Source organism: Psychrosphaera algicola, assembly GCF_028401425.1.
In the GTDB taxonomy this organism is placed as follows: Bacteria; Pseudomonadota; Gammaproteobacteria; order Enterobacterales; family Alteromonadaceae; genus Psychrosphaera; species Psychrosphaera algicola.
In genome coordinates this window covers 2,070,513-2,092,345 of sequence record NZ_JAQOMS010000002.1, presented here as the reverse complement: position 1 = coordinate 2,092,345, position 21,833 = coordinate 2,070,513, and the positions used below count along the sequence as shown (strand labels likewise).

The window sequence follows — 21,833 nt, the reverse complement described above, 5'->3', positions numbered from 1 at the left end:
GTGTTTGTAATTGACGAGCCAGCAAATCTAAAAGTAACTGCTCTTGCTCGGTTAACGATACAGTTCGTTTTTTGTAATCTGCCAAAGCCTGTTTTGGATTATAAAAATCTTTTTAGATAAGCTTTGAATTAACATTAACTTTAATTTTGCCTGCTGTTGCTCCTTACCTAGCCTTAAATTCTGCTGGTACTCTGAGGTAAGTTGCTCATTTGTTAATTTATTTAGCCAAAGGTAATAATCTACCAAGTTGTCGTTTTTAATTGTTTTTGTCGTGTGTGGGCGTTGGCTTTTAAAGTCGCTAAGTAAATGACAACCCACAATGAATTGACTCACTACAAACAACATTGCGAGATGCGATAGCCATGTTTTAGATTTATTCATTATTTCCTACTTTCCATTTGCCGCTGACTGACCTGCCTAGTTAATGGCAATTGAATAACAAATTGGGTGAAACTTGGGGATGCAGTATCGCTATTAATAGTGATATTGCCATTTAATCTCATTAGTAACTCTTTCACTATCGTTAAACCTAAACCGCTGCTTTTTATTGGGCTATTATGTTTTGTCGGGCCTTGGTAGAAAGCGGTGAATACGTCATCAAATGCGGTCGTCGGGATCCGGGGCCTTGGTCTGTCATACTGAAGACAAGTCTATCTTCTTCGTTCGAGGCTTTGATTTTAATCACTCCGTTAGAAGGCGAAAACTTAATTGCGTTGGATAGCAGGTTATCGACCACCACATTTAGTTGTTTGCTGTTACATTGCAGAGCGACGCTATTTATTTGGGTTTGAACAGTCAGTTTTTTGCGATTAATGTCCAGTCGCCTCAATTCAAGGCACTCTTCAACGAGCTTGTTAATATCGACAAACTGGGTGTCCTGTAAACTGGTGGAATCTAGTACAATATTAAAATCCAACAAGTCTTCAATTAACATCTGTAGGCGTGACACGCTGAGTCGAATGATATCGGTGATCTCTTGTTGGGCTTGATTAAGCTCACCCACGCTATTGTCGTAAATGAGCTCTGTACCTTCTCGGATCGCCGCCAGCGGTGTTTTAAGTTCGTGTGAAATATGGCGAATAAAACTCGACTTTTGTAACTCCAATTCATGCAACCGACATCGCATTAATTCTAAAGCTTCAGCAATTTCAACCATCTCCGTTGAGCCCCGCAGGGTAATTTGGTTGTTTAAAATTACCCTGTTCTAATCTTTTTATCTGCGACTGCAACCTTTTTAAAGGCTGAATGATAAGAGTAATAAAAATGACGGCGATGATTAAAGTGATTGGGATCGTATACAAACTCAAAAACATCGTTTGTTCTATGCGAGCTGCCGAACGCATCATTTTGTGGGCTTGGTTATTTACTAACTGATTAGATCGCAAAGCGAGTTGCTGATTTAACTTGCCCAAAGTACGGAACTCAACTTGAACATCCTCAAGTTGAAGTAAAGCGTGTGGTTTGGCGAGGAGGTCTCTAATTTTTTTAGTTGCCACAAATAGGATTGGATCACTTTAATAAGCGCCTTGTCTTTATAACTATTGAAACTAGAACTCAGTGTGGACTCTAGTAATTGGCATTGTTGTTTAAAGCTGTCTAGTAAATCGTCGTCTTTTAATACTGCATATTGTCCAGCAAATCGCTCTAGCCTAGATTGCACATGGCTGACCTTTCGATTTCGTTCAACTAATTCGGCCACATTAAAAATTGCTGAGGTGCCTTGCTGAGACAAGTTATTCACTTGTTTGGCACTATATAAGAACGCAAACACTAAAGGTAAAGCAACTAAGCTAAAACCAAGTAAAGTGAGCGTTTTAATTGAAATGTTAATGTTGGATACGCGCTGCAACCATTTATGCATTTATCTGTTCATCTCGCTTTATTACCTATTAATTCCCATAACGATTTAACCTTGTTTTAACGTCATAAACAATCGTGTCTTCGAATGGCGACAGTCAAATTTCAGTCTTAGTGTTAACTTAAGTTATTGGTTTTATTAATAATGTTTTTTGATTATCGCAGTTTAGAGTAAAAAATCTATTTTTAATAATTATTACTGTTGCTATTTGGCGACAGGTAAAGCGGAGTGGTTTGTGAATAACCTATTAAAAACAATAACTTACATATTGGCACGTCTGGTGCAATATACCAGTCGTAAGTAGATTTACTACTGCATAAACTTTTAATAATAAGGAATTTACAATGTTGAAATTAAATAAAGTAACTTTAGTAGAAATTTTTGCTGTATTCACTGCTTTTGCTGCTGCGACGGCAACCGCAAGTGACCTTGAGTCTGCAGTAGAAAAAGACCAAGGTGATTTAATTAGTCAATATGATACTGACGGTGATGGTCAATTAAGTAAATCGGAAGCATCAGCTAGTAACATCAGCGAACTTATCTCTAACTTTGATTCTCTTGATGCAAACAAAGACGGTCAATTAAGTGCGGAAGAATTAGCCGCTCTTTAATACGCTTAAGCGATGATACATCGCCAAACGGGTTAATTGTGATTGATCCATATTTGAGAAAGCCAGCTGACAAAAAGTCTTAAGCTGGCTTTTTGTATGCGTGCTGACCATGCTGTTTGGGCAAATCCAAATAAGCTTATAACACTGGATAACACACGTGTTTTTAGGAAGGATTAACCTTGCTTTGGCAAAGAAATACTGAACTTGGCACCGCCGAGTTCGTCATCATTACCAATTGTTAAAGTGCCGTTATGCCAATGTAAAATACGTTGGACTATTGCCAAGCCGATGCCATAACCTTTGTGTTCGGCTTTACCTCTAACAAAAGGTTTGATGATCTGTTCGCGTTGGGATTCCTCAATTCCTGCACCGTCATCACTGACAACAATTAACACTTGTTCTGCACTATCTTCGATGGTTATCGTTACCTTTTTTGGCAATGTTGTGTGGCATTCTTAATTAGGTTTTTAAGCAACATAGACAAGTATTTGTTGTCGGCATAAACCGTTATATCGTTGTTGTGCGGATGTTTTAAGACAAATTGAATTTGTGGGTTATGTTGATTGTTTATAATCTGTTCTAAGACGGGTGTTAGCTTTATTGTTGCTTTATCAACAGTAACTAAGCTTTGATCGAGACGGGCATAATTAAGTAAAATCTCGACCAATTCAATCATTTCATCAACGTTGTCACTGATCCGCTGCTCAAACTTTTTACGAAGTTCAGGATCGTCTTCTTCCTGCAGCGTATCCATGCCAAAACGTATGGTGGCTAAAGGGGTTCGTAAGTCATGTGATACGGCACTGCTTAATAATTTCACATCACCAACTAGGTCGCTTATGCGCTGGGCCATGTGGTTAAACTCGATTTCTAAATCTCGAATGTATGAAATCGAGCCTACGTTTACACGCTGTTCTAACTTCCCTTGGCCAAATGCTTTTGCCATCTGCCTTAATGCCAAAAGGCGGTTAATCAGTGGGTAAAGCCAAAGCAACATGAGTAGCAATAAACATAAATAAAATAAGCCAGTAAAAACATAACGATTTAACGACGTTGGCGTTTGTTGGTTCATCAAAGGGCTAGTGAGCACTAATAATTGCTGATTGTTGGTTAGGTAATAATAAATGGCGATGTCGTCTTCACTTGCAAGGGTGAGAGGTTCACCCGCAATAAGTTGTTGCCTGAGCTTTTTAGGTAAAGACAAACTGTGAATTGGCATGAGTGACAGCTTATAGTTACCTGTGTCTGGCCATTGTGAAATTAATGACACTAATGCTTGTTGCGAATGCTGACCGTTTATTAGCATGGATTGCAGATCAGAACCAAATTGTTCAATGGCGGTAATACTGCTCACTGGTGTTTTTGTATCGTCTTGTACATATTGATTATATAAGTAGTCGAATAACCAACCTAGGCTCACCGTAGCAACAAAAACCGACGTGATTAATGAGACAATTAATATCCGCATTACCAAGCGTCCTTAACAAATAAGTAACCTTTACCCCAAACAGTTTTTATCCGAAATGGATTACTGGCGTCATCAAGTAACTTTTTCCGCAATTTGGAAATACGTATATCGATGGAGCGGTCAAACCCGTCGTAATCAAAACCTCGCAACTCGGTGACTAATCGCTCTCTGCTGATCACTTCCCCAGCATGTTTTGCTAATACCCACAGCAATTCGAATTCTTTTGAAGACACTTTTAGAATTTGCCCGCCTAGGCTTACGACTTGCGTTGCTTGATTAACGGTCAATGAACCAAATGACAGTTCAGAAGAGGCTTGGGTATCATGTTGAGTTTCTTGGTTTAGGTTTAGATTTTTGAGTTGTTGTTGACGCTTCAATATTAGGTTAATGCGTGTGAGTAATGCCCTTGCTCGGATAGGTTTTACTAAAAAATCATCGGCGCCCATTTCCAGACCAAGTACTTCGTCAACTTCTTCGTCTCTGGCGGTGATCATTATGATCCCGTTACTAAAATGTGGGCGCACTTGTTTGCAGACATCCAAACCATCGAGTCCAGGTAACATGCCGTCGAGCAAAACAACATCTGGGTTGATATCGTTAATTAGCTCAACTGCATCATCTCCCCGAGTTGTATGTGTTACATCAAAATGTCGCAATCGCAAATAATCACATATCCACTCCGCAAGCGCTTTGTCATCTTCGACTAACAGTATGTGGGGCTTGAAATTATCTGTCATGCAACATCTCTCGTTTTTGGCTTATTGTCATGGTTGACTCTTATAGTTAGAATATTCGCCACCACATTCGTGGTTGTCCGCGTTTTTGATGTACCCATGTTATTTTGAGTTGCTGCGTTGCGATTTCTGCCGCTTCGTTCTCAATTTTTAGAGTAAATATAATATTTTTGTCATCGGCAAATTCTCGACTAAATTGGCCACTATTTTTCAGTTGCCAGCAGGTCAAAGGTTTGACTTGCTGGGAAGAATATAAACAATAGTTGCCAACTGTTGGAGACGTCCACGTTAAGGTCGCGTCGACATAACACCGTTGACCCTGTGTTAATGCAACGCATTGATCTGGCGTAATGGTTAACGTTTCGTTTGCCGCATTCGCAGGTGACATAGTGAATATGGTCAGTAATAAACTGAGCTTTCCTAATATTAACCTGTTTACAGCATGATTAAATGTGAATCGCATGATTTCGCTTCTCACCTTAAAAAACAAAGGTGAGAAGTAGTCCTGCACGAGAACCTGTTGTCGCATCTTGAATATCCGATAGCTGACTTGGCAATTCGTTATATGATGCAAATCCACCCAAAACCCAATGTTCATTCAGTGCGTATTCTAAACCTAGCTCTGCGGATGTATTAACCCTACTTTGGTCTGTGCTAGCGTCTGGGTAATAAAAATCGGCTACTTCTTCCGATTGATATTGAGCACCGATGCTACCGTAAATATTCCAGTTTTTAACTTGCCAGTAATGTGTGTAGGACAAAGATGCTTCAATACCATCTTCTTTAGGGCCCGATGAACTATAAGGGCTGTAGATGAATTGCAGTTGGCTATTGTCGAAATATCCGGTGGCTCTGATACCTGCTCGCTTACCTTCGTTTCGGTTTTGGATCTCCGCTAAACCTTCAACTTTTTTGGTATTTGTTTGCTTGTAGATATCAAATGACCAATTGTCATTATTGTAGAAATTAATCCCCAAGGCATTACTGGCATATAAACCATGCAGACGACGCGAGTTCAATCCTGGAGACTCAACAAACAGACTTAAAAATTGAATTCTGTAACTAAAGTGAGTATCAAATGAGGCATTACTTTGGTCACCTGACTGGTAAAAGTCATCACCAGAACTGCTGACTGCACTGTATGCTAAATAGAAACCGTCGCGGTCATTGAAGTTTCTGATCCGGTAATTGATCCCATCATCGTCATATTCTCCCCAATATTCGTACTTTTCACGACTGTATTTTACAAAAAATGTTTCGCCATCGACTGGATTTGGACCAAGTTCTTCTTTGCCATCTATTGTGTAGTAACTTTTATCTTCACTTATCGTTACCTTTTTATAGCGGCCTCGGCCTTTTTTGTCGTGTAATCGCTCTTGGCTAGCTTTTTCGACTTCAGTTAACTCCGCCTCAATTTCTTTGTCTTTATTGTTTTCGACTTCAGTTAACTCCGTCTTAATTTCTTTGTCTTTATTGCTTTCGTCTTCGGCAAAACTGCCCGCTGAGAACGCTAAAAATGAAGTTAGAACAACCGTATTTAACATTGAGTTTGGAGCCGATTTATTAGTGTTTTCCATAATTTACATACAACTTGTTTTGACTAGATGACAAGGATCTTAATGCACAGCATAGCAAAAAGGCGTATCGGTTTATGTAAAAATTGTATCGAATTGTATTTGCTTGCGGTGGGGTGTTTCTAATTGTAAATAGTACAGATTTTTTGAGGAGTAACAGAACAAAAGATAACGGAGTGGCTGTTAAGAATGTTTGCAACATCGTTCAAATAGGTACTCCTATTTTGAAAATTAGAACTGTCTAAGGCGGTAATAACAAATGAATTTTGTCCGTTATGCGCCTTAATCTAGATTGTTTTTAAGTTTTTTCGTTAACTCGATAAAATGCTCTATTTGCTCTGGTGGTATACCGACAATCATTTTATTAAATACGTGTTTTTCAGAATTTTTGAACATTCTCATAAGCTCTAATGCCTTGGTAGATAAGACTAAAAATTGACTTCGTTTGTCATTTTTATTCTCTTCTTTTGTGATTAATTCTTGATTGACTAATTCTTTAACTAAGCGGTTGATTTGTGCTTTATCACGGCCCATAAAGTCAGCCAATTTTTGGCCAGTACAATCATCAATCATAGAAATCACTTTTAGTGATTTAAAATGCATAGGTGATAAACCAGAGTCCAATTGGTTTAACTCATGTTTGATATTATTACGCACCGAATGTACTAAATTAAAAATAGCTTCACTTAATTCCATAGATCCCCAAAGCAATACAAATAGTATTTATTAAAAAAAGTAGTTGATAAGGTCAACCAATTAAAATATAGTAGACCTTGTCAACTATATTTTGTGGAGTGTTGTTATGCAACCCAAATTTAAAAAATACTTATTATGCTTTCTGTTATGTCGATATTGGTCGGCACTATAACGGCTATTATGACTTTGGCCAACCTTCAACCATCTCAACCCTTTCTAAGTACTTGGGTTAGCTCTTTCATTTTTGCTTTACTGGTAATGTTGCCTATTGGCGCGACAATATTTACGGTCCTAAGTAAATTAATAAACCTATATTTACCAACCTGGTCAGTTGTTCAGAAAAACCTATTACAAGGTGCTTTTATGGCGTTGATAATGGAATCCATCATGGCTGTTGTGACCATAATCAGTGGTCACAATTACGCTTCGCTCACTCAGTTTGTTGGAATGTTTTTTAACAGTTTGGTTTATGCATTACCAGTGGGACTGACATTCTCTTGTTTAATGACATTAGTCATTAAACCTCGTATTGAAAAAATGTTGGCAAACGAAGCAACAGCATAACCTAAAGTATCGGAGGAAATAATTATGGGCCCAAAAATGCGAATGACTGAAGTTTTGTCAGTAAGTCAATTATCACCACATATGAAACGAATTGTGTTAACCGGAGATGCGCTCGCTGACTTTCCTGAAGGGAAAGAAAGCGCTCATGTTAAAGCCATTTTTCCAGATCCCAATTCAGGTACAAATAAACCTAGACTTGGCATGTATATCGGCTTTAAAAAGTGGATGCGCTCTTACACTATTAGATCGTTTGACAAGGTAAGCCGGTCATTAACTATCGACTTTGCAGTAAATGATCATCAAGGGTTAGCAAGCAATTGGGCCCTTAACGCCAAAGTGGGTGATTTTCTTGGCATCGCTGGTCCCGGAGATATTAAACATGCCGATTTAGCTGCACAGCAACATTTATTTTTTGGCGACATAACCGCTTTACCAGCAATCGCGGCGACTTTAGAAATGTTACCTAAAAATGCAACAGGACACGCTTATATTCAGGTGCCAGAGCAAGCCGATATTCAACAGTTTTCAGCACCCCCGGGGATAGATATCCACTGGTTAGTTACCGCCAATAAGTTAACTGACGAGTTTTTAACTGGGCTGAAATTATGTGCTAAGAACCTGCGAGAAACGGCAATTTTTATCGCAGCGGAAGCCAGTGTTGTTAAGCAATTAAAAGGGCATTTGAATTCACATTGCCAATACGATAAATCAAAGTTATATGCGAGTGCTTACTGGAATCAGAAACGCTAGCAGGGGAGGTTGAAACACCTTGCTGTAAAAACAATGAAGGTGAAGCTTTTTTAGTATTTACATCAAGGTGTTAAAGTATCAGTAAGCAACAGTGAAGTAGATCAATTACTGCTGCTTACTAAGCTTTTTCTTTTAAGTTGTTAACATGCTTTGTGGTTAGTTTTCTGACACTTGGAATCGTGACATCAGACGTTCAAGTCGTACAGCACTGACGTCAACTGAGCTTGTACTCACTTTGACTTCCGACAATGAAGCTTGCAAAGACGATGTAATATCGGCCACCTGTTTTGCACTTTCAAGCTGTTCGGTGCCTTTTTGGTTTATGTCAGATAATGTCGATAACATGTGAGCCACTGTGCTGCCTAACCCTTGGTCATCGGTTAGTGTTTCTTCAGTTGACAACAGCCCTTGCTCAATACCAGCGACACCATCTTCCATTACCGTAACGGCGTGTTTGGCATTTTCCTGAATGTTGGTTACCAATATGCTTATTTCAGCAGTCGCTTCGCCGGTTCTTCTGGCTAAGTTTCTAACTTCATCTGCAACGACCGCAAAACCACGACCCTGTTCGCCAGCTCGGGCAGCCTCTATAGCCGCATTTAATGCCAGTAAGTTTGTTTGATCGGCGACTTGGCTGATCATGCCAACAACGGACCCAACATTATTTGCATGGTTGTTTAAATCCTGAATTGTAGACGTAGATTGCTCTATAGACCCTCTTATTTCATCAGTTTGGGTCTGCACTGTTTTAAATTGATTTACACTTTGCTCCGCCGCAGACTCAAGTCCTGAGCGAATTTGCACTACTTCCTGTGTGGCATTTTGAATATTGCCCAGTTGCATTTCAAGTTGATCTAAGAGTTGTTGCATCTCTTGCAACACTTGATTGGCATTAAGGCTAAATTCATCTTGTTTTTGTATTAATACTGTTTTGGCTTCTTTAACTTCATCTGAGACTTGGATAACCTTACCTACCGTGCTGTCTAAGCTGTCGATAAAACTATTTACCCAACGGCCAAGTTGGCCGGTTTCATCATTAGGTAATACTGAAACTTTCAAACGTTGCTTTAAGTTACCGCCGCCTTCCGCGATCCCTCTTATTACGTCGGTCATTTTTTGCAGTCGTTTAGCGACTTTTGAGGTCCCTAAATTACTAAATATTTTGCCACTGATAACAATCAATCCTAGTGTTGCCAGTCCCGACATTAGCCAACTCATCCCCAGTAGTTCGTGGCAAATAGGTGCAGATGCCGCGACCACTATATTAGAACTAACCTGTAGCTTTAATAGATTTAGACTTAGTGATCGGCGGCGATAAACCTCTTCCAAATCACCTTCACACATCATGCCCCATGTATCTCTTGAACCGGGTAACGAGAAGGTGAGTCCTTTACCAATAACGGGGATATGGCGGTAGTCAGAATATCCAGGATAAGTGACAAATAAGTTTTGACCATTTTTAATGGTCTCCCTAACACCCGGATGAAGTTGACCAGTAGCTGGGTCGGTAAACCTCAACTCGAGCTCAGTATGGTGTTGAACTCTTACAACGCCCCATTCTGTTTTAACGCCATCTTTTAGGTTGTCACCAAGCGAGAAGGTGCGATCTTCAAAGCGAGAACGAGACAATGCGGTCCCTGTTTTTATCGATGAATCGAACTTAGAGTTCACCATAAACAAGTAGTTATCGCCGGAATCTTGATAAATGTGCCCAGCTTCACGCTGAATTAAATCACCTAGAACATCGTTTGGGACACGGCCGCAAAGGCATATTTTTTGGTTGTTATTTAAGGTTAAAGGCAGGTAAAACATTAAAGTAACGGCATCATGGAACTTAGATGATGTGTTTCCTAGTTTCAAGGTTGTTTGGTCAACGTATGGCCCATGCAGAAAAGGTTCAGAAAAAGCTTCTTTGAGTACTCTTCCCTCTGCGACTCTTACCCCTATTTGGTTAGTATAAGAGGACGAAAGTACCGTACCTTGTTGGTCTATGACAAACAATTCTGACATGTCAGAGGATTGTTTTAATTTTGCATTTAATGCGTCAGATACCTCTTTAGTGGTTAAGTTACGAATTTCATCAGCAATGTTTTGTAGGCTATGCCATTGGTTTTCAGTCCAATCGCGCAGTAATTCTAGACGTGTTGTTGCTATTCCTTCGAAAGTTTTTTCAATAAATCCATAATGCTGATTATTTAGATAACAAGACAACCCAAGTGAAAGTTTGCCATTTTCACCAAACCATGGGAGCCAAGATTGTTCAGAAGGGCTCAAGGCCATTGAAGAGCTACGCACACTATTACTCCGCTGTAATATATTTTGTGAGTAAGACAAAGCAAGATGTTAACCACAGTTGCAGGTTAATGGATTTTGTTTGTTTTAAGGGGAAATTAGAATATTTTATTAAGATTGTAGGTGAAATGTAAGATTAACCCCTCTTATGTGTTTTTGTAATTAATTATTTCAAACGCAATTGCCCTCTTGTGGGGCTTTTGCACTTTGTTGGTGCTATGTTTGTATGGAATTTGTAGAGTGGTCTACATGAAAAGTGAAGTTAAATAACGACAAAAGTGGAGTTTGATTATATTTAAAATGTAAAAGTCAGATTCAGTGACAAGGCTCTATTTTTAGGTAAATCCACGGCGCAAAATCTGACTTATATGGGTTAAATTATTGCTATAACTTTTTAATCGTTAAATTATCAAAGTAGTAATCAAGCGTTAATGTATTTGCAAATCCCGGGCTGAATACTTTGAATCCAACAATATATTCGCCTACTGGTAATGTTTGTGTTGTAGATAACGTATGCCAAACATCAGCTGACTTTTTATGCCAGAGTTTGTATGTCTCAGCTGCTTCTGGTGTGCTTTCAAGTCGAATTGAAATTTCAATAATGTAGTCACTTCCGGTTGATAAGTTAGTCCCTAAAACGTCGGCACTAAATTGATACTCTCCAGCGCTAGGTACCTCAAATTTCACGCCTTTTAAAATGATATGTTGCTCTGTACCTGCGTCATTAAATGCAAATTTGATGCTACTGTTGCCCCCATTTGCTTGTTCGGTGCTAACTGAAATTTCATTAGAAAGGTCAGTAGTGTAGTTATCCCTAGCATAGCTATACCATTCACTTGTATCGGCTTCTTCACCATTAAAATTACCGCAACTCAATAGGTTATCAGAGTCGGTGCAAACATCGCCTGCAGTGCTGCTATTACCGTTACCACTGCTGCTACTGCCACCACTGCCACCAGTGTTTGTGCCACTAGCGGCAACAATGTTTAACGGTGATATTCCCTTGTTTACACTTTCGCCTTTGTCGTTAGAAAATTTAACGAACAGGAAATAGAAGTTTCCAGCGTCTAGTTCAGAGGTGAGCTTAAGGTCAATCAAATCAAACGAGTTGGTGGCTGTTCCCGACTCCGTTCCTACAGAGGTTAGATCAGTCAGTATGAGGTCATTAACAGGAACCCAAGCTGAATTAAGCTCTCTTACGTAAAATGTTATACCGGCGTCACTAACGGTTTGTCCTGACCCAGCGTGATAATTTACGGTAACATCTAAGAGAATATCTACAGGAAGTTCTGTGGTGTATTTGCTGTCATCGTCAAATTCGATGGATTGCGCTAAAAGCGTTTCAACGGTTATATCTACAGAATCAGAAACTAAAGTGGCATCTTTACTGTCATCTGCTGTCGCTGTTATTTTAGTGCTGCCAACAGAAAGGTTTGAAACAAGGCCAGCTGCATCGATAGTCGCTACGGTTTCATTACTGCTGCTCCATGTGACAGCTGAGTTATCCGCGTCGCTAGGCGCAGTGGCGACAGTTAACTGGGTTTGTTGAGCAACATAAAATGCTTGTTCATCACCCGAAATTTTGACGTCTGAAACTTTAATAACCTCAAACTCACCGACTTTTACCGTTACTGCAGCAAAAACCGTAGTGTCTAGGTTCGATGTGGCTGTAATGGTTACGTCACCTACAGCAAGCCCGCTTACAATACCCTGTGCATCGACGGTTGCTATTGCGGCATCGCTAGACGACCAAACTAAATCTGGCTTAGCATTTAATGGCGTAAAAACCGGCTCCAGAGAAATATCTGAACCTTGACGTAACTTAATTTCAGTACTGCCTAAGTTTATCGCCACTGGGATTGGATTTGCAGCATCGTCAGTCGAGATGATTGAATTTGCCGTCACATTGTTTATGAATACGGTTTCGCCATTACGCCATTTCACTCTGGACTGAACTGACGTTAGAAGCTTTACCTAGACCAAAATGCACGGTATCAATAACACCCGCTGAAAATACTTCGCCAGCTGATCCAACACGTTTTTTATAGGTAATATCTGAATCCAAAGTCACAATAATTTCCGCAGACATAGAATCGACATTTTTTAGTGGACTGTAACCGACATCAACAAGTAAATAGTTATTGTCGTTAATTGATTTGTTTTGCCACAAATACCAATGACCACCTTCTTCGCTACCACTTAACATATCGACAGAACCATCTTTATCGAAGTCAAATGCTTGACCCATGTCGCCATGTCCATTGTCGGTAATATCAAACGCACCGTGCATATGGGTCGTGACAAAACTATTGTCACCTGTGTTCAATAGCAGGAGATCTGAAATACGTTCCTGCAAAAATCCATAGCGGTAAACAAATAGGTCATTCCAACCATCATTGTTGAAATCACCGTGCGTAACGCCCCAGTGATCACCACCTTTTGGTATATTCCAATCTGCGCTAGCATCGACAAACTTGCCGCCTTGATTTAGCAGTAAGTAGTCTTGGCCGTTACGGTTGTTTGGTGTCCAGTCATAGCTGACGTCACTTAAATTGGTTAGGGTGAATGATACATTCCAATAAATATCTTGATCACGTACCCATTCTGCTTTCCAGTTGCCGTCCCCTGTATGGCCAATATAAAGACCATTTACTGAGCGCTCTTCGGCCCAACCAGTCGCGTCGTCTTGGTTAATTGTTAGCGTTTCGTCGGCATTTAGCATTTCGGCGGGTAGCTGATTAGGTTGGAAGCCTTCAGCTTTGACAACATGACGTGTTTTATCTTGGCCTAAAAAGATCGGATAATCACCATTCCATTGACGGTAGGTTAAACCAAGATCGGAAAGTGTGACCGCACCTTGTGCGGTAAAGTCGATTAACGTTGTGCCTTTTTCACCATCATCATGAATATTCAGCTCGCCGTTGGTTGGGTTGAAGTCGATAGACTTTCTGGATAACTGATAATGTGTTTTACCAAAGGCTAAATAAAGATCTAAGTTTCCATCGTTATCCACATCAACATCGGTTATTGCATTAATGCCCCAAACATTGCGAAGTTCCTCCGGTAGAAGTGTATTGGTCACATTGGTAAACGTGAAATTACCGTTGCCTTGCCAAATAGATAATGGCGAATACATCACTAGGTCGTCTATTTGGTCACCATTTACATCTGTGATCAACACACGTTCAGAATTTTGACTTTCAACACCAGGTACCCGTGCTTGGGTAAACGTACCATCACCCATGTTGCGGTAAAATAGCTGGATTGGACCGTCGTTGTTTGGTGTTTTTGCATTAGCAAGCATCACGTCAAGATCACCGTCTAAGTCAAAATCGACCCATCGAGGCGCTCGTCCGCGTGCTGGCGTATTGATCCCAACTTCTACTGCAACGTTTTCAAATACACCATTGTTGTTTTGCAACAAAGCATATGACGTTGGGCTTGTGCCATTTGCCCCACCTAACGCGACCATTATGTCCAGATCACCATCGTTATCATAATCACCCAATGCGTTACCATGAAAATCTTGAGCTCCTGAAATAGGCGTTTTATCGTAACCGTATTATCACCATTATTAGTGACGAGTTGTGGGGGATGTAATTGTGATTGGCGGTTACAAAGTCATAATGCCCGTCATTATTTACATCACCTATGGAAGGTCCGCCATATTTAAATGTATCTTCGGTCTGTAAACCAATCTGTTCAGAGATATCTGTGAAGCTCGCCATTTGTTGTGAAATGTCAGTGACTGTCACTGCATTAATGGTGATGTCTGAAGTTCGGCCAACAAATTTAAATTCTTGTGGACCCGTTTTTGAAAGCTCGACAAGAACTTGCAAGGTATGTGAACCTGCTGCCGGGATGTCGATGTTGTCTATCAGCAATGAGTCGTCCGAAAATAAGCTTAAGCTTGCATAGTTTTGCGCAATATCCAGCTCTAAAGTGACCAGCTTTTGCAGCGATCCATTAAGCTCAACTTGCTGTGAGAAGCCGTTTGTATTCGTAATTACTTTAGGCAGAGAAGTTAAACTTACAGCTCCGCCAGTTTCACCGCCGCCAGTTTCGCCACCGCCAGTTTCGCCACCGCCAGTTTCGCCACTGCCAGTTTCACCATTATTATCAATTAGTGGAAAATTGGTGATAACCGAAGTATCCATGCCGCTATCTGTAAGTACTTTCTCTATATGAGTAATTGCGGCCTCTGCCGAGACGAGGTTTTTTCAGGTAGCACAGAAATAAACGCAGTTTCAAATGCCACTTGTTGTAGTGAAAAATCAATTGCAGAGTCTGCGACTAGGTCTTGCTCGATTTCAATACCGTTGTCAGGATTGCCATCGTTATCTAAAGTTTGCAATAAGCGCGCAATATTGACCGCGATGCTGGATTGCGTATCTAGGTCATCGCTCGCGGCTTTAGCAATATCTACTGGGGTAATTACGCTAGAAGCGGGCACTTGTGGAAGCGAGATATTATCAATATAAAATGTGATTTTATCTCCAAGGCAGGTATTGAAACTCACCAGAGGAGTTTGTTTTACCGTTGGTATTTTCTGTTTGATAATCAATGTTGGCGACGGGTGAGTCGATGAAAACGCCAGTTTCGTACTTAATGGGTTGCTCAGTTTTAACGTCATCGTCATCTTTAGCTGAACACGCCACGATATTTGCGGCTACCGTGAGAATTAGTATTCGCCACAAATATTTATTGAAAGGCTGTTGCCCCATTAATGTCTTCATATTTACCTGCTTATTGTTTCAATTATTTACGTAACTGATTTATTGCTTGTTTTGTGAACTGTAAATTGTTAACAATAATAAGTCAAATAATAGTCAGTAAAATAATAGTCAGTAGAAATAAACCATTAAATAGAATGCGGTTTAGAGTGGTAATAACTGCTTGGGATTTATTGGATTTGAGTCAACGAAATCGTTTTTATATGGTTAATAGCCGCATAAAATAATTGGTTTGGTTTTCGTTAAAACGTTTTTCGTTGGATGTAAATTGTCGTTGTTTTTTATAGGAAATGGATTACAAACAGGTTTACGTCCATGTTCAAATTGAAATTCTGTATTTAGTATTGGCTTAGTATTTTTTGCCATTTTGGATCGTGGGGTAAGCGCAGTAGAATTGGTTGCAAAAACTCATGCCATACTTTTTGATCTTGAGGGATGAGTACCCTACGTTCAAAGCTTTCATGGGGAATGGTAGATAGGTGAAAATTGTTATCAATTTTTTTGTGTTTAAGTAAATAGTTGTATGTTGAACGACTAATCACACCTAAATCTACCCAACCTTTTTCGACAATTGTTAATACTTGTTGATCACCAATAGTGTCTACTCGGTCCAATTTATCACGTGCAACTAATTCATTTAAATCAACATAATAAAGGCCCGACACGCCGGCGAAGCTTTTGTTGTACAGCGAAGTTATATCCTTAAACTCAAATGGCGATGTTTTTAATGAAACAAAGTCATCAATATCGTTATAAATAGGCGCTGTCCAAAGGTATTTGGTTTCATGCTTGTCATTAAACCAAAGCGGGTTAACACCAAGTATTGGCCCATCGAGTTGTCCATTTTTTAATTGCTGTTCAAGTCTTTTTCGCGGTATGTAAATAACATTAAATACAGCACCTTGGATTTTTCTCCGACAAATACCGGGCAAAATCGTAAAACAATCCCGCTTTTTTTGAACATCGACAATAAAAGGGGCTTAGAGTAGTAGGTGTATAGTGAGTTGTATTTTTGTAGTTTTGCCGCGGCGTCAAAGCATAATATTAGTAGTAGGCATGAGGATAGTAGACGTAACACTAAGCGACTTTCCTTTTTTAGTTTTGCGATTAAGTTCAGTCACGTAGTTCGAAGAACATAAGAAAAAATATTTGAACTCCACTTTGGTACCTACGTCCTTTCAACGACATATTTTGACATTAACAAACTAAGGGGGGATGACAAATTCAATTGGTTTTCCTTAAAATGAATTATGGAAAGTAGTTATGCACCAGAATGTTTCAACGCCGAGTTTGTGAGGGGAAGGTGTCGTTGTGGAAACACTTTTAATCATTAAATACAAAACCACTGTCAGACTCAAACGTCATTGGGTCACCGCTTATTGGGTGCAAAAATTGCAAAAAACTTGCATGCAACATGAGTCGGTCGGCTTTAAAAAGGACTGTTCTTTATCATATAAGTCACAACCGATAATGGGATGACCAAAACTAAGGGCGTGCAATCGAAGTTGGTGAGTGCGACCTGTACTCGGTTTGAATCGAACTGTAGTGGTATTATTTGCGGCATTAAAAGTAATCACTTCAAATTGGCTTTTAGCTATTTTTCCGGTGTCATAACATACTTTTTGTAACGGAAAACCTTCGACGTCTTTTGTGATTGGAATATCAATTTCCCCTTCGAGTTGACTTACCTTACCATTGAGCACGGCTTCATAGTGTTTAACCACGGTACGTTCACTAAATTGCTTACATAACAATTTGTTGATGTCTTTATTTAAGGCCAACAACATCAAACCTGATGTACCAAAGTCGAGTCGGTGAATAAGTGTCGCGGTTGGGAAATCTTTACAAATCCGATGGTGAACTGAATCTATGTTCAAAGGGTGTTTCCCCGACAAGCTCAGTAGCTTTGTGGGTTTGTTTATCACGATTAAGTGTTCATCTTCAAACACCACAGCAATCTCTTCTAGGCACTTAGGAACAATAAACGGGTCGGCTTGGGGTTGCATTAATTTTCGCCTTTTTGTGTTTCAAGGTAGGTAAGATAAACCCGCGTATCAAACTCTAGTTGGTGGTAATTGGGTAGCATATGGGTGCAGAGTTTATAAAAAGCTTTGTTGTGTTCAAGCTCTTTTACGTGGGCTAATTCATGTACCGTGATCATATTTAAAAAGGGCTCTGGGGCCAGTTTAAATATGGAGCTGATCCTAATTTCGTTTTTACTTTTTAGCTTACTCCCATGAATACGAGAGACATAAGTATGAGTTCCTAAAGCATTTTTTACGACATGCAGTTTATTGTCATATTGAATTTTGCTAATCGCGTTTGATTTTTTAAGATATCTATCTTTAATTGTAAGCACGTATTCACGTAACTGTTTATCGTTTTTAAACTCATGATTTTGTGGGTAACGAGAAAACAAATATTGCGCAAGTTTGTTGTTATCAATTAGCCGCTCGATCTGATCAATCAAGTTTGGCGGATAACCATTTAAATAGGGAAGTGATGACATAATGTTTTGATTACTAATAACAACAGAAAACCCGATCGTACCGTGTTCTGAGACTTACTGCTAATTAAAAATGAAAGCTTAGAAGCTCAGATTTTAGTTTCTCGTAATGCACAATAACTACTTGCGATGACGCCTTTTAACCGTACTGAGTATAGGCATTCTAATATACGGTTAAAGGACCCATTAGGGATCAAACACTTGATTAAATATGTTGGTGATTAGTTCCACTTTACGGTTATCTCTTGGATTCTTCTTGGAGACCATAAATAGGCTAAAAGGGTAAAAGCACTGACTTGGTTTAATTATCCGCATTAACCCTAAGTTAAGGTCCTGTTGGATAAAACTTTGAGGCAAATAACCGATATAACAACCGGACATGATCATCGCCTTGCGCGTATCAAATTGATATGCCTTAGCTGACAAGTTTAGCTTTTTAAGTTGCGTGCGACCTTCAAGGTCTATATCAATGCTAGGATGAACCGCATCTGCGCTGGCTAAGTCTTGTTCGGTAATTTCGTTGTCAGTTTTATTAAAAAATGGATGTTGATGGCTGCAACATAAGTAAATTTTTTCGCTAAACACTTCTTTGTAATTTAATCCTTCAATTTGTTGATAACGCGGCATAAGACCGATGTGAGCTTTGTCTTTGAGTAATGCACGTTCTACGTCTGATATTGAATCGCCATCTAAAACAAGATTAAGGTTGGGTGACAGCTCATGGACTTTTTGAATAACCTCAGCGAGTTTGGTTTGCTTAGCATTATCTAACTGATCTGCACATAAGATCACAAGTTCGCCACTAAGCTCCTAGCTTAACGAATTAACTAACAGTGAAAAACCGTCAAAAGATTCAAACAAATCCATAACGGCTCGGTATATAACTTGGCCATCTTCTGTTAACGAAAATCCACCTCGGCCACGTAAACAAAGGGTTAGTTTCATTCGAGTTTCTAAGTTAGACATATGAATGCTTATTGTCGAACGCGTGATGCCCAAGGTGTTTGCCGCCGCGGCAAACCCATTGTGTTCAACCACAGCGACAAAAATTCTCAATAGCCGCAAATCATATTCTGAAAGTGGTTTTGGGAGGATAGATCTATTTTGCATTAGTTTTACCGGTATCAAACTAAAGGTTTAATGTTTTGTATTTAACCTGAGGCAAAAATAATATTCAATAGCTAACATTAGATAAGCGATGCAAATAATCGAACCCGGAGTGACCAATGAATAAGTTAAACGATAACCAACTGCTCAAGCAGTATTCTTATATTAATGGCAGCTGGCACAGCAGTGAAACTGAGTTTGCTGTTGTTAACCCTGCCACCGGTGAGTTGCTCATTAACGTCTCAAATGCGGGGGTTATAGAAACTGAGCTAGCGGTTAAATCTGCCAAATCAGCACTTAAAGCGTGGTCGAGTAAGTCGGCGGCAGAACGAGCCGTATTATTAAGAAATTGGTTTAACCTGATGATGGAACATCAAGACGATTTGGCTCGAATTTTAACGTTAGAACAGGGCAAACCTTTGGCCGAAGCGAAAGGCGAAATTGCCTACGGCGCCTCTTTTATCGAATGGTTCGCAGAAGAAGGCAAGCGTGTTTATGGCGATACTATTCCTGCGCCGTCGGGTGACAAACGAATCGTTATTATCAAGCAACCCGTTGGTGTTGTGGCCTCTATTACTCCTTGGAATTTCCCTAATGCGATGATTGCCAGAAAAGCCGCCGCTGCACTTGCAGCGGGATGTACTTTGTTGGGCGTCCTGCAACTCAAACGCCATTATCGGCGTTAGCAATGGCCGAACTTGCAGAACGTGCCGGTATCCCAGGTGGAGTGTTTAATATTGTTGTCGGCGAAGATGCCAAAGGGATGGGGAAAGTGCTCACTGAACATCCAGATGTCGCTAAGTTCACGTTTACAGGGTCTACCGGTGTTGGCAAACAACTCATTGCACAATGTGCCACGAGCGTTAAAAAAGTATCGATGGAACTCGGTGGTAACGCACCATTTATTGTATTTGACGATGCCGATATCGACGCGGCGGTGCAAGGGGCTTTGGTTTCAAAGTATCGAAACGCTGGTCAAACATGTGTGTGTACTAATCGTATCTTTGTTCAAAAAGACATTGCGCAGGCATTTACCGACAAATTTGTCGCAGCCGTCGCGCAATTCAAAATTGGCAATGGCGTAGAAGAGGGGTTGTAATTGGCCCTATGATTGCTAAAAACGCAGTAGATGATGTCGACAAGTTAGTGCTTGATTCAGTTAAGGCAGGTGCAAAAGTCTTATTGGGCGGCGTGCGCTCACCCGCCGGCGACAATTTCTATCAACCGACCGTGTTGACTCAGGTCACCAATGACATGCCCGTGGCCGCCAATGAAATATTTGGCCCGATAACCCCCATTATTACTTTTGAGACAGAACAAGAGGTCATCGATATGGCCAACGCTACCGAATACGGTCTTGCTTCTTATTTTTATGCCAGAGATATCGGTAGAATTTGGCGGGTGGCAGAAGGTCTTGAATACGGCATGGTCGGTATAAACGAAGGTCTTATTTCTAACGCAGCAGCACCTTTTGGTGGCGTAAAACAATCGGGGAGTGGCCGTGAAGGTTCAAAGTATGGGCTAGATGATTATCTAGAAATTAAATACCTGTGCATGGGTGGCCTGAGTTAATAGATCTGTAATTAATCAATACGAATTAGAGTAAATAAAATGAACAATCAACAATTACAAAATAGAAAGAGCAAGGTCATCGCCCGCGGTCAAGGCAATGTATATCCGGTTTACGTTGAGCGAGCGCTTAACTCCGAAGTATGGGATGTTGAAGGCAAACGTTACATCGACTTTGGAACAGGTATTGCGGTATGTAATACCGGCCATAGTCATCCAAAAGTGATTGACGCGGTAAAAGCGCAGGTCGACAAATTTAGTCATACCTGCGTCATGGTTAATCCTTATGAAGTGGCTGTTGAGCTAGCCGAAAAATTAACAAGTCTAGCGCCCGGTAACAGTGACAAAAAGGCGATATTTGTTTCTACTGGCGCAGAAGCTGTTGAAAATTGCATCAAAATAGCAAGAGCACAAACTAAACGCCGCGGTGTAATTGCGTTTAATGGTGGGTTCCATGGGCGTACAAATATGACCATGGCACTGACTGGTAAAATCACGCCCTACAAAAACCTATTTGGGCCATTTCCCGGTGATATTTTCCATGCACCTTATCCGATGGAGGCGCATGGCGTAACAGTTCAACAGTCTCTCAAAGCCATTGAAAACCTGTTTAAGGTGGACATTGCACCGACTGATGTAGCAGCCATTATTGTTGAACCAGTGCAGGGAGAAGGTGGTTTTTATGCGGCTCCAGCCGAGTTTTTACAGGCCCTTAGAAAGTTATGCGACGACCATGGGATCATGTTAATTGCCGATGAAATTCAAACCGGTTTTGGCCGTACCGGCAAGATGTTCAGCTTTGAACATGCAGGGGTTGAAGCCGACTTAATGACAATGGCAAAGGGTATTGCAGGTGGTTTTCCAATCGCGGCTGTGGTTGGCAAAAGCGACGTGATGGATGCGCCATTGCTTAAGGTGGTTTAGGTGGTACATATGGTGGTTCACCGGTGGCATGTGCTGCGGCGTTGGCGGTATTAGACATCATTGCCAAAGAGAACCTAGTTGAACGCGCTAATAAAATTGGCGAGGTATTTAACCAAAGGCTAACAGCATTACAACAAGCGCATCCAAAGTTGATTTTAGAAGTGCGAAATCAAGGTGCCATGATTGCAATAGAGCTTGTTGATAACGGCGATTCTGAACAGCCTAATACAGCCTTAACTCAGGCGATAATCGCCGGTGCCGCAGATGCCGGACTCATACTATTGGCCTGTGGTTTTTACGGCAATGTGATCCGATTTTTGCCTGCATTGACCATAGACGATAACACCCTAGAAGAAGGCTTAAGCAAATTTGAGCAGCTTTTTACTAAGTTGGCATCGTAAGAGTTAACGTTTAGGTATGTGTGAGATGTTTGTGTGTTTTAGACAA

Annotated in this window: 24 protein-coding genes and 3 pseudogenes; 5 read left to right on the top strand and 22 right to left on the bottom strand. The window is 40.4% G+C overall.

All coding sequences use genetic code 11. The features are described from left to right. Nucleotides 1–51: 51 nt before the first annotated feature. Genes PN838_RS11265 through PN838_RS11250 form a run of 5 tightly spaced genes read right to left on the bottom strand, consistent with a single transcriptional unit; the run spans nucleotide 52 to nucleotide 1,861 of the window. Nucleotides 52–381 carry a hypothetical protein gene (locus tag PN838_RS11265; RefSeq protein ID WP_272180723.1) on the bottom strand — a complete coding sequence of 110 codons (330 nt, stop codon included), beginning with the start codon at nucleotides 379–381 and terminating at the stop codon, nucleotides 52–54. After that, nucleotides 381–617 (bottom strand): ATP-binding protein, encoded by a 237-nt coding sequence (locus PN838_RS26330; RefSeq protein WP_334313504.1) that lies wholly within the window; start codon nucleotides 615–617, stop codon nucleotides 381–383. The genes PN838_RS11265 and PN838_RS26330 overlap by 1 nt, the downstream gene beginning before the upstream one ends. Continuing rightward, entirely contained in the window at nucleotides 545–1,156 is a 612-nt protein-coding gene (locus PN838_RS11260) for a sensor histidine kinase (protein WP_334313343.1), read from the bottom strand. The genes PN838_RS26330 and PN838_RS11260 overlap by 73 nt, the downstream gene beginning before the upstream one ends. Then, on the bottom strand, nucleotides 1,149–1,412 hold the full coding sequence (locus tag PN838_RS11255) for a hypothetical protein (RefSeq protein ID WP_272180722.1): 264 nt from the start codon (nucleotides 1,410–1,412) through the stop codon (nucleotides 1,149–1,151). Before PN838_RS11255 ends, PN838_RS11260 begins: the two co-directional genes overlap by 8 nt. Next, the gene (locus tag PN838_RS11250) at nucleotides 1,400–1,861 is read right to left on the bottom strand and encodes a hypothetical protein (RefSeq protein WP_272180721.1); all 462 of its coding nucleotides are present in this window, start codon (nucleotides 1,859–1,861) and stop codon (nucleotides 1,400–1,402) included. The genes PN838_RS11255 and PN838_RS11250 overlap by 13 nt, the downstream gene beginning before the upstream one ends. Nucleotides 1,862–2,202: 341 nt before the next feature. Between PN838_RS11250 and PN838_RS11245 the strand changes: the two genes are divergently transcribed. After that, nucleotides 2,203–2,469, top strand: a complete 267-nt coding sequence (locus tag PN838_RS11245) for an EF-hand domain-containing protein (RefSeq protein WP_215961836.1) — start codon at nucleotides 2,203–2,205, stop codon at nucleotides 2,467–2,469. A gap of 173 nt (nucleotides 2,470–2,642) precedes the next feature. On the opposite strand, the gene PN838_RS11240 is transcribed toward PN838_RS11245, so the two are convergent. From PN838_RS11240 to PN838_RS11215, 6 genes are all read right to left on the bottom strand, one after another. Beyond that, nucleotides 2,643–2,909, bottom strand: coding sequence for a sensor histidine kinase (locus tag PN838_RS11240; RefSeq protein ID WP_272180720.1), 267 nt, complete (start codon nucleotides 2,907–2,909; stop codon nucleotides 2,643–2,645). After that, a complete protein-coding gene (locus PN838_RS11235; protein WP_272180719.1) occupies nucleotides 2,894–3,937 on the bottom strand; it encodes a histidine kinase dimerization/phospho-acceptor domain-containing protein in 1,044 nt (347 codons plus the stop codon). The genes PN838_RS11240 and PN838_RS11235 overlap by 16 nt, the downstream gene beginning before the upstream one ends. Continuing rightward, entirely contained in the window at nucleotides 3,937–4,674 is a 738-nt protein-coding gene (locus PN838_RS11230) for a winged helix-turn-helix domain-containing protein (RefSeq protein WP_272180718.1), read from the bottom strand. The genes PN838_RS11235 and PN838_RS11230 overlap by 1 nt, the downstream gene beginning before the upstream one ends. Before the next feature lie 46 nt (nucleotides 4,675–4,720). Beyond that, nucleotides 4,721–5,134 (bottom strand): DUF3019 domain-containing protein, encoded by a 414-nt coding sequence (locus PN838_RS11225; RefSeq protein WP_272180717.1) that lies wholly within the window; start codon nucleotides 5,132–5,134, stop codon nucleotides 4,721–4,723. A gap of 16 nt (nucleotides 5,135–5,150) precedes the next feature. Next, a complete protein-coding gene (locus tag PN838_RS11220) occupies nucleotides 5,151–6,248 on the bottom strand; it encodes a MipA/OmpV family protein (RefSeq protein ID WP_272180716.1) in 1,098 nt (365 codons plus the stop codon). A 279-nt stretch (nucleotides 6,249–6,527) separates the two neighbouring features. Beyond that, nucleotides 6,528–6,941, bottom strand: a complete 414-nt coding sequence (locus tag PN838_RS11215; RefSeq protein ID WP_215961831.1) for a MarR family winged helix-turn-helix transcriptional regulator — start codon at nucleotides 6,939–6,941, stop codon at nucleotides 6,528–6,530. 258 nt (nucleotides 6,942–7,199) lie between these two features. Here PN838_RS11215 and PN838_RS11210 point away from each other — a divergent pair, with 258 nt between their 5' ends. Further along, the gene (locus tag PN838_RS11210) at nucleotides 7,200–7,505 is read left to right on the top strand and encodes a hypothetical protein (RefSeq protein ID WP_502592185.1); all 306 of its coding nucleotides are present in this window, start codon (nucleotides 7,200–7,202) and stop codon (nucleotides 7,503–7,505) included. 24 nt (nucleotides 7,506–7,529) lie between these two features. Beyond that, entirely contained in the window at nucleotides 7,530–8,255 is a 726-nt protein-coding gene (locus tag PN838_RS11205) for a siderophore-interacting protein (protein WP_272180714.1), read from the top strand. Nucleotides 8,256–8,411: 156 nt separating this feature from the next. Here the strand turns inward: PN838_RS11205 and PN838_RS11200 are convergent, their stop codons facing one another. The 11 genes and pseudogenes from PN838_RS11200 to PN838_RS26325 form a co-directional block, all read right to left on the bottom strand. Then, on the bottom strand, nucleotides 8,412–10,550 hold the full coding sequence (locus PN838_RS11200; RefSeq protein ID WP_215961828.1) for a methyl-accepting chemotaxis protein: 2,139 nt from the start codon (nucleotides 10,548–10,550) through the stop codon (nucleotides 8,412–8,414). 381 nt (nucleotides 10,551–10,931) lie between these two features. Continuing rightward, on the bottom strand, nucleotides 10,932–12,491 hold the full coding sequence (locus PN838_RS11195; protein ID WP_272180713.1) for an Ig-like domain-containing protein: 1,560 nt from the start codon (nucleotides 12,489–12,491) through the stop codon (nucleotides 10,932–10,934). Next, nucleotides 12,478–14,055: an FG-GAP repeat domain-containing protein gene (locus PN838_RS11190; RefSeq protein ID WP_272180712.1), complete on the bottom strand. Its 1,578-nt coding sequence runs from the start codon at nucleotides 14,053–14,055 to the stop codon at nucleotides 12,478–12,480. Before PN838_RS11190 ends, PN838_RS11195 begins: the two co-directional genes overlap by 14 nt. 40 nt (nucleotides 14,056–14,095) lie before the next feature. After that, entirely contained in the window at nucleotides 14,096–14,704 is a 609-nt protein-coding gene (locus PN838_RS11185; RefSeq protein ID WP_272180711.1) for a hypothetical protein, read from the bottom strand. A 23-nt stretch (nucleotides 14,705–14,727) separates the two neighbouring features. After that, nucleotides 14,728–15,000: a hypothetical protein gene (locus PN838_RS11180; RefSeq protein WP_272180710.1), complete on the bottom strand. Its 273-nt coding sequence runs from the start codon at nucleotides 14,998–15,000 to the stop codon at nucleotides 14,728–14,730. A 37-nt stretch (nucleotides 15,001–15,037) separates the two neighbouring features. After that, nucleotides 15,038–15,283, bottom strand: a complete 246-nt coding sequence (locus PN838_RS11175) for a hypothetical protein (RefSeq protein WP_272180709.1) — start codon at nucleotides 15,281–15,283, stop codon at nucleotides 15,038–15,040. Between the two features lie 335 nt (nucleotides 15,284–15,618). After that, entirely contained in the window at nucleotides 15,619–16,212 is a 594-nt protein-coding gene (locus tag PN838_RS11170) for a type 2 periplasmic-binding domain-containing protein (protein WP_272180708.1), read from the bottom strand. Nucleotides 16,213–16,603: 391 nt separating this feature from the next. Then, nucleotides 16,604–17,286: pseudogene (locus PN838_RS11165) on the bottom strand (pseudouridine synthase). Further along, nucleotides 17,286–17,789: a YgjP-like metallopeptidase domain-containing protein gene (locus PN838_RS11160; RefSeq protein ID WP_272180707.1), complete on the bottom strand. Its 504-nt coding sequence runs from the start codon at nucleotides 17,787–17,789 to the stop codon at nucleotides 17,286–17,288. The pseudogene PN838_RS11165 and the gene PN838_RS11160 overlap by 1 nt, the downstream one beginning before the upstream one ends. Before the next feature lie 183 nt (nucleotides 17,790–17,972). Continuing rightward, nucleotides 17,973–18,578 (bottom strand): substrate-binding domain-containing protein, encoded by a 606-nt coding sequence (locus PN838_RS11155; RefSeq protein ID WP_334313341.1) that lies wholly within the window; start codon nucleotides 18,576–18,578, stop codon nucleotides 17,973–17,975. 18 nt (nucleotides 18,579–18,596) lie between these two features. Then, on the bottom strand, nucleotides 18,597–18,896 hold the full coding sequence (locus tag PN838_RS26325) for a LysR family transcriptional regulator (RefSeq protein WP_334313340.1): 300 nt from the start codon (nucleotides 18,894–18,896) through the stop codon (nucleotides 18,597–18,599). Between the two features lie 116 nt (nucleotides 18,897–19,012). Here PN838_RS26325 and PN838_RS11150 point away from each other — a divergent pair. Both PN838_RS11150 and gabT read left to right on the top strand, forming a co-directional pair. After that, nucleotides 19,013–20,465: pseudogene (locus tag PN838_RS11150) on the top strand (NAD-dependent succinate-semialdehyde dehydrogenase). A gap of 39 nt (nucleotides 20,466–20,504) precedes the next feature. Beyond that, nucleotides 20,505–21,787: pseudogene (gabT, locus tag PN838_RS11145) on the top strand (4-aminobutyrate--2-oxoglutarate transaminase). Nucleotides 21,788–21,833 lie beyond the last annotated feature (46 nt).

Bases quoted from the DNA above. Each gene is read 5' to 3' on its own strand.
- PN838_RS11160 (WP_272180707.1), bottom strand. From the start codon at position 17,789: ATGTCATCACTTCCCTATTTAAATGGTTATCCGCCAAACTTGATTGAT.
- PN838_RS11230 (WP_272180718.1), bottom strand. From the start codon at position 4,674: ATGACAGATAATTTCAAGCCCCACATACTGTTAGTCGAAGATGACAAA.
- PN838_RS11220 (WP_272180716.1), bottom strand. From the start codon at position 6,248: ATGGAAAACACTAATAAATCGGCTCCAAACTCAATGTTAAATACGGTT.
- PN838_RS11175 (WP_272180709.1), bottom strand. From the start codon at position 15,283: ATGAAGACATTAATGGGGCAACAGCCTTTCAATAAATATTTGTGGCGA.
- PN838_RS11185 (WP_272180711.1), bottom strand. From the start codon at position 14,704: ATGGATACTTCGGTTATCACCAATTTTCCACTAATTGATAATAATGGT.
- PN838_RS26325 (WP_334313340.1), bottom strand. From the start codon at position 18,896: ATGCAAAATAGATCTATCCTCCCAAAACCACTTTCAGAATATGATTTG.
- PN838_RS11215 (WP_215961831.1), bottom strand. From the start codon at position 6,941: ATGGAATTAAGTGAAGCTATTTTTAATTTAGTACATTCGGTGCGTAAT.
- PN838_RS11250 (WP_272180721.1), bottom strand. From the start codon at position 1,861: ATGCATAAATGGTTGCAGCGCGTATCCAACATTAACATTTCAATTAAA.
- PN838_RS11225 (WP_272180717.1), bottom strand. From the start codon at position 5,134: ATGCGATTCACATTTAATCATGCTGTAAACAGGTTAATATTAGGAAAG.
- PN838_RS11265 (WP_272180723.1), bottom strand. From the start codon at position 381: ATGAATAAATCTAAAACATGGCTATCGCATCTCGCAATGTTGTTTGTA.
- PN838_RS11205 (WP_272180714.1), top strand. From the start codon at position 7,530: ATGGGCCCAAAAATGCGAATGACTGAAGTTTTGTCAGTAAGTCAATTA.
- PN838_RS11235 (WP_272180719.1), bottom strand. From the start codon at position 3,937: ATGCGGATATTAATTGTCTCATTAATCACGTCGGTTTTTGTTGCTACG.
- PN838_RS11210 (WP_502592185.1), top strand. From the start codon at position 7,200: ATGTTGCCTATTGGCGCGACAATATTTACGGTCCTAAGTAAATTAATA.
- PN838_RS11245 (WP_215961836.1), top strand. From the start codon at position 2,203: ATGTTGAAATTAAATAAAGTAACTTTAGTAGAAATTTTTGCTGTATTC.
- PN838_RS11260 (WP_334313343.1), bottom strand. From the start codon at position 1,156: ATGGTTGAAATTGCTGAAGCTTTAGAATTAATGCGATGTCGGTTGCAT.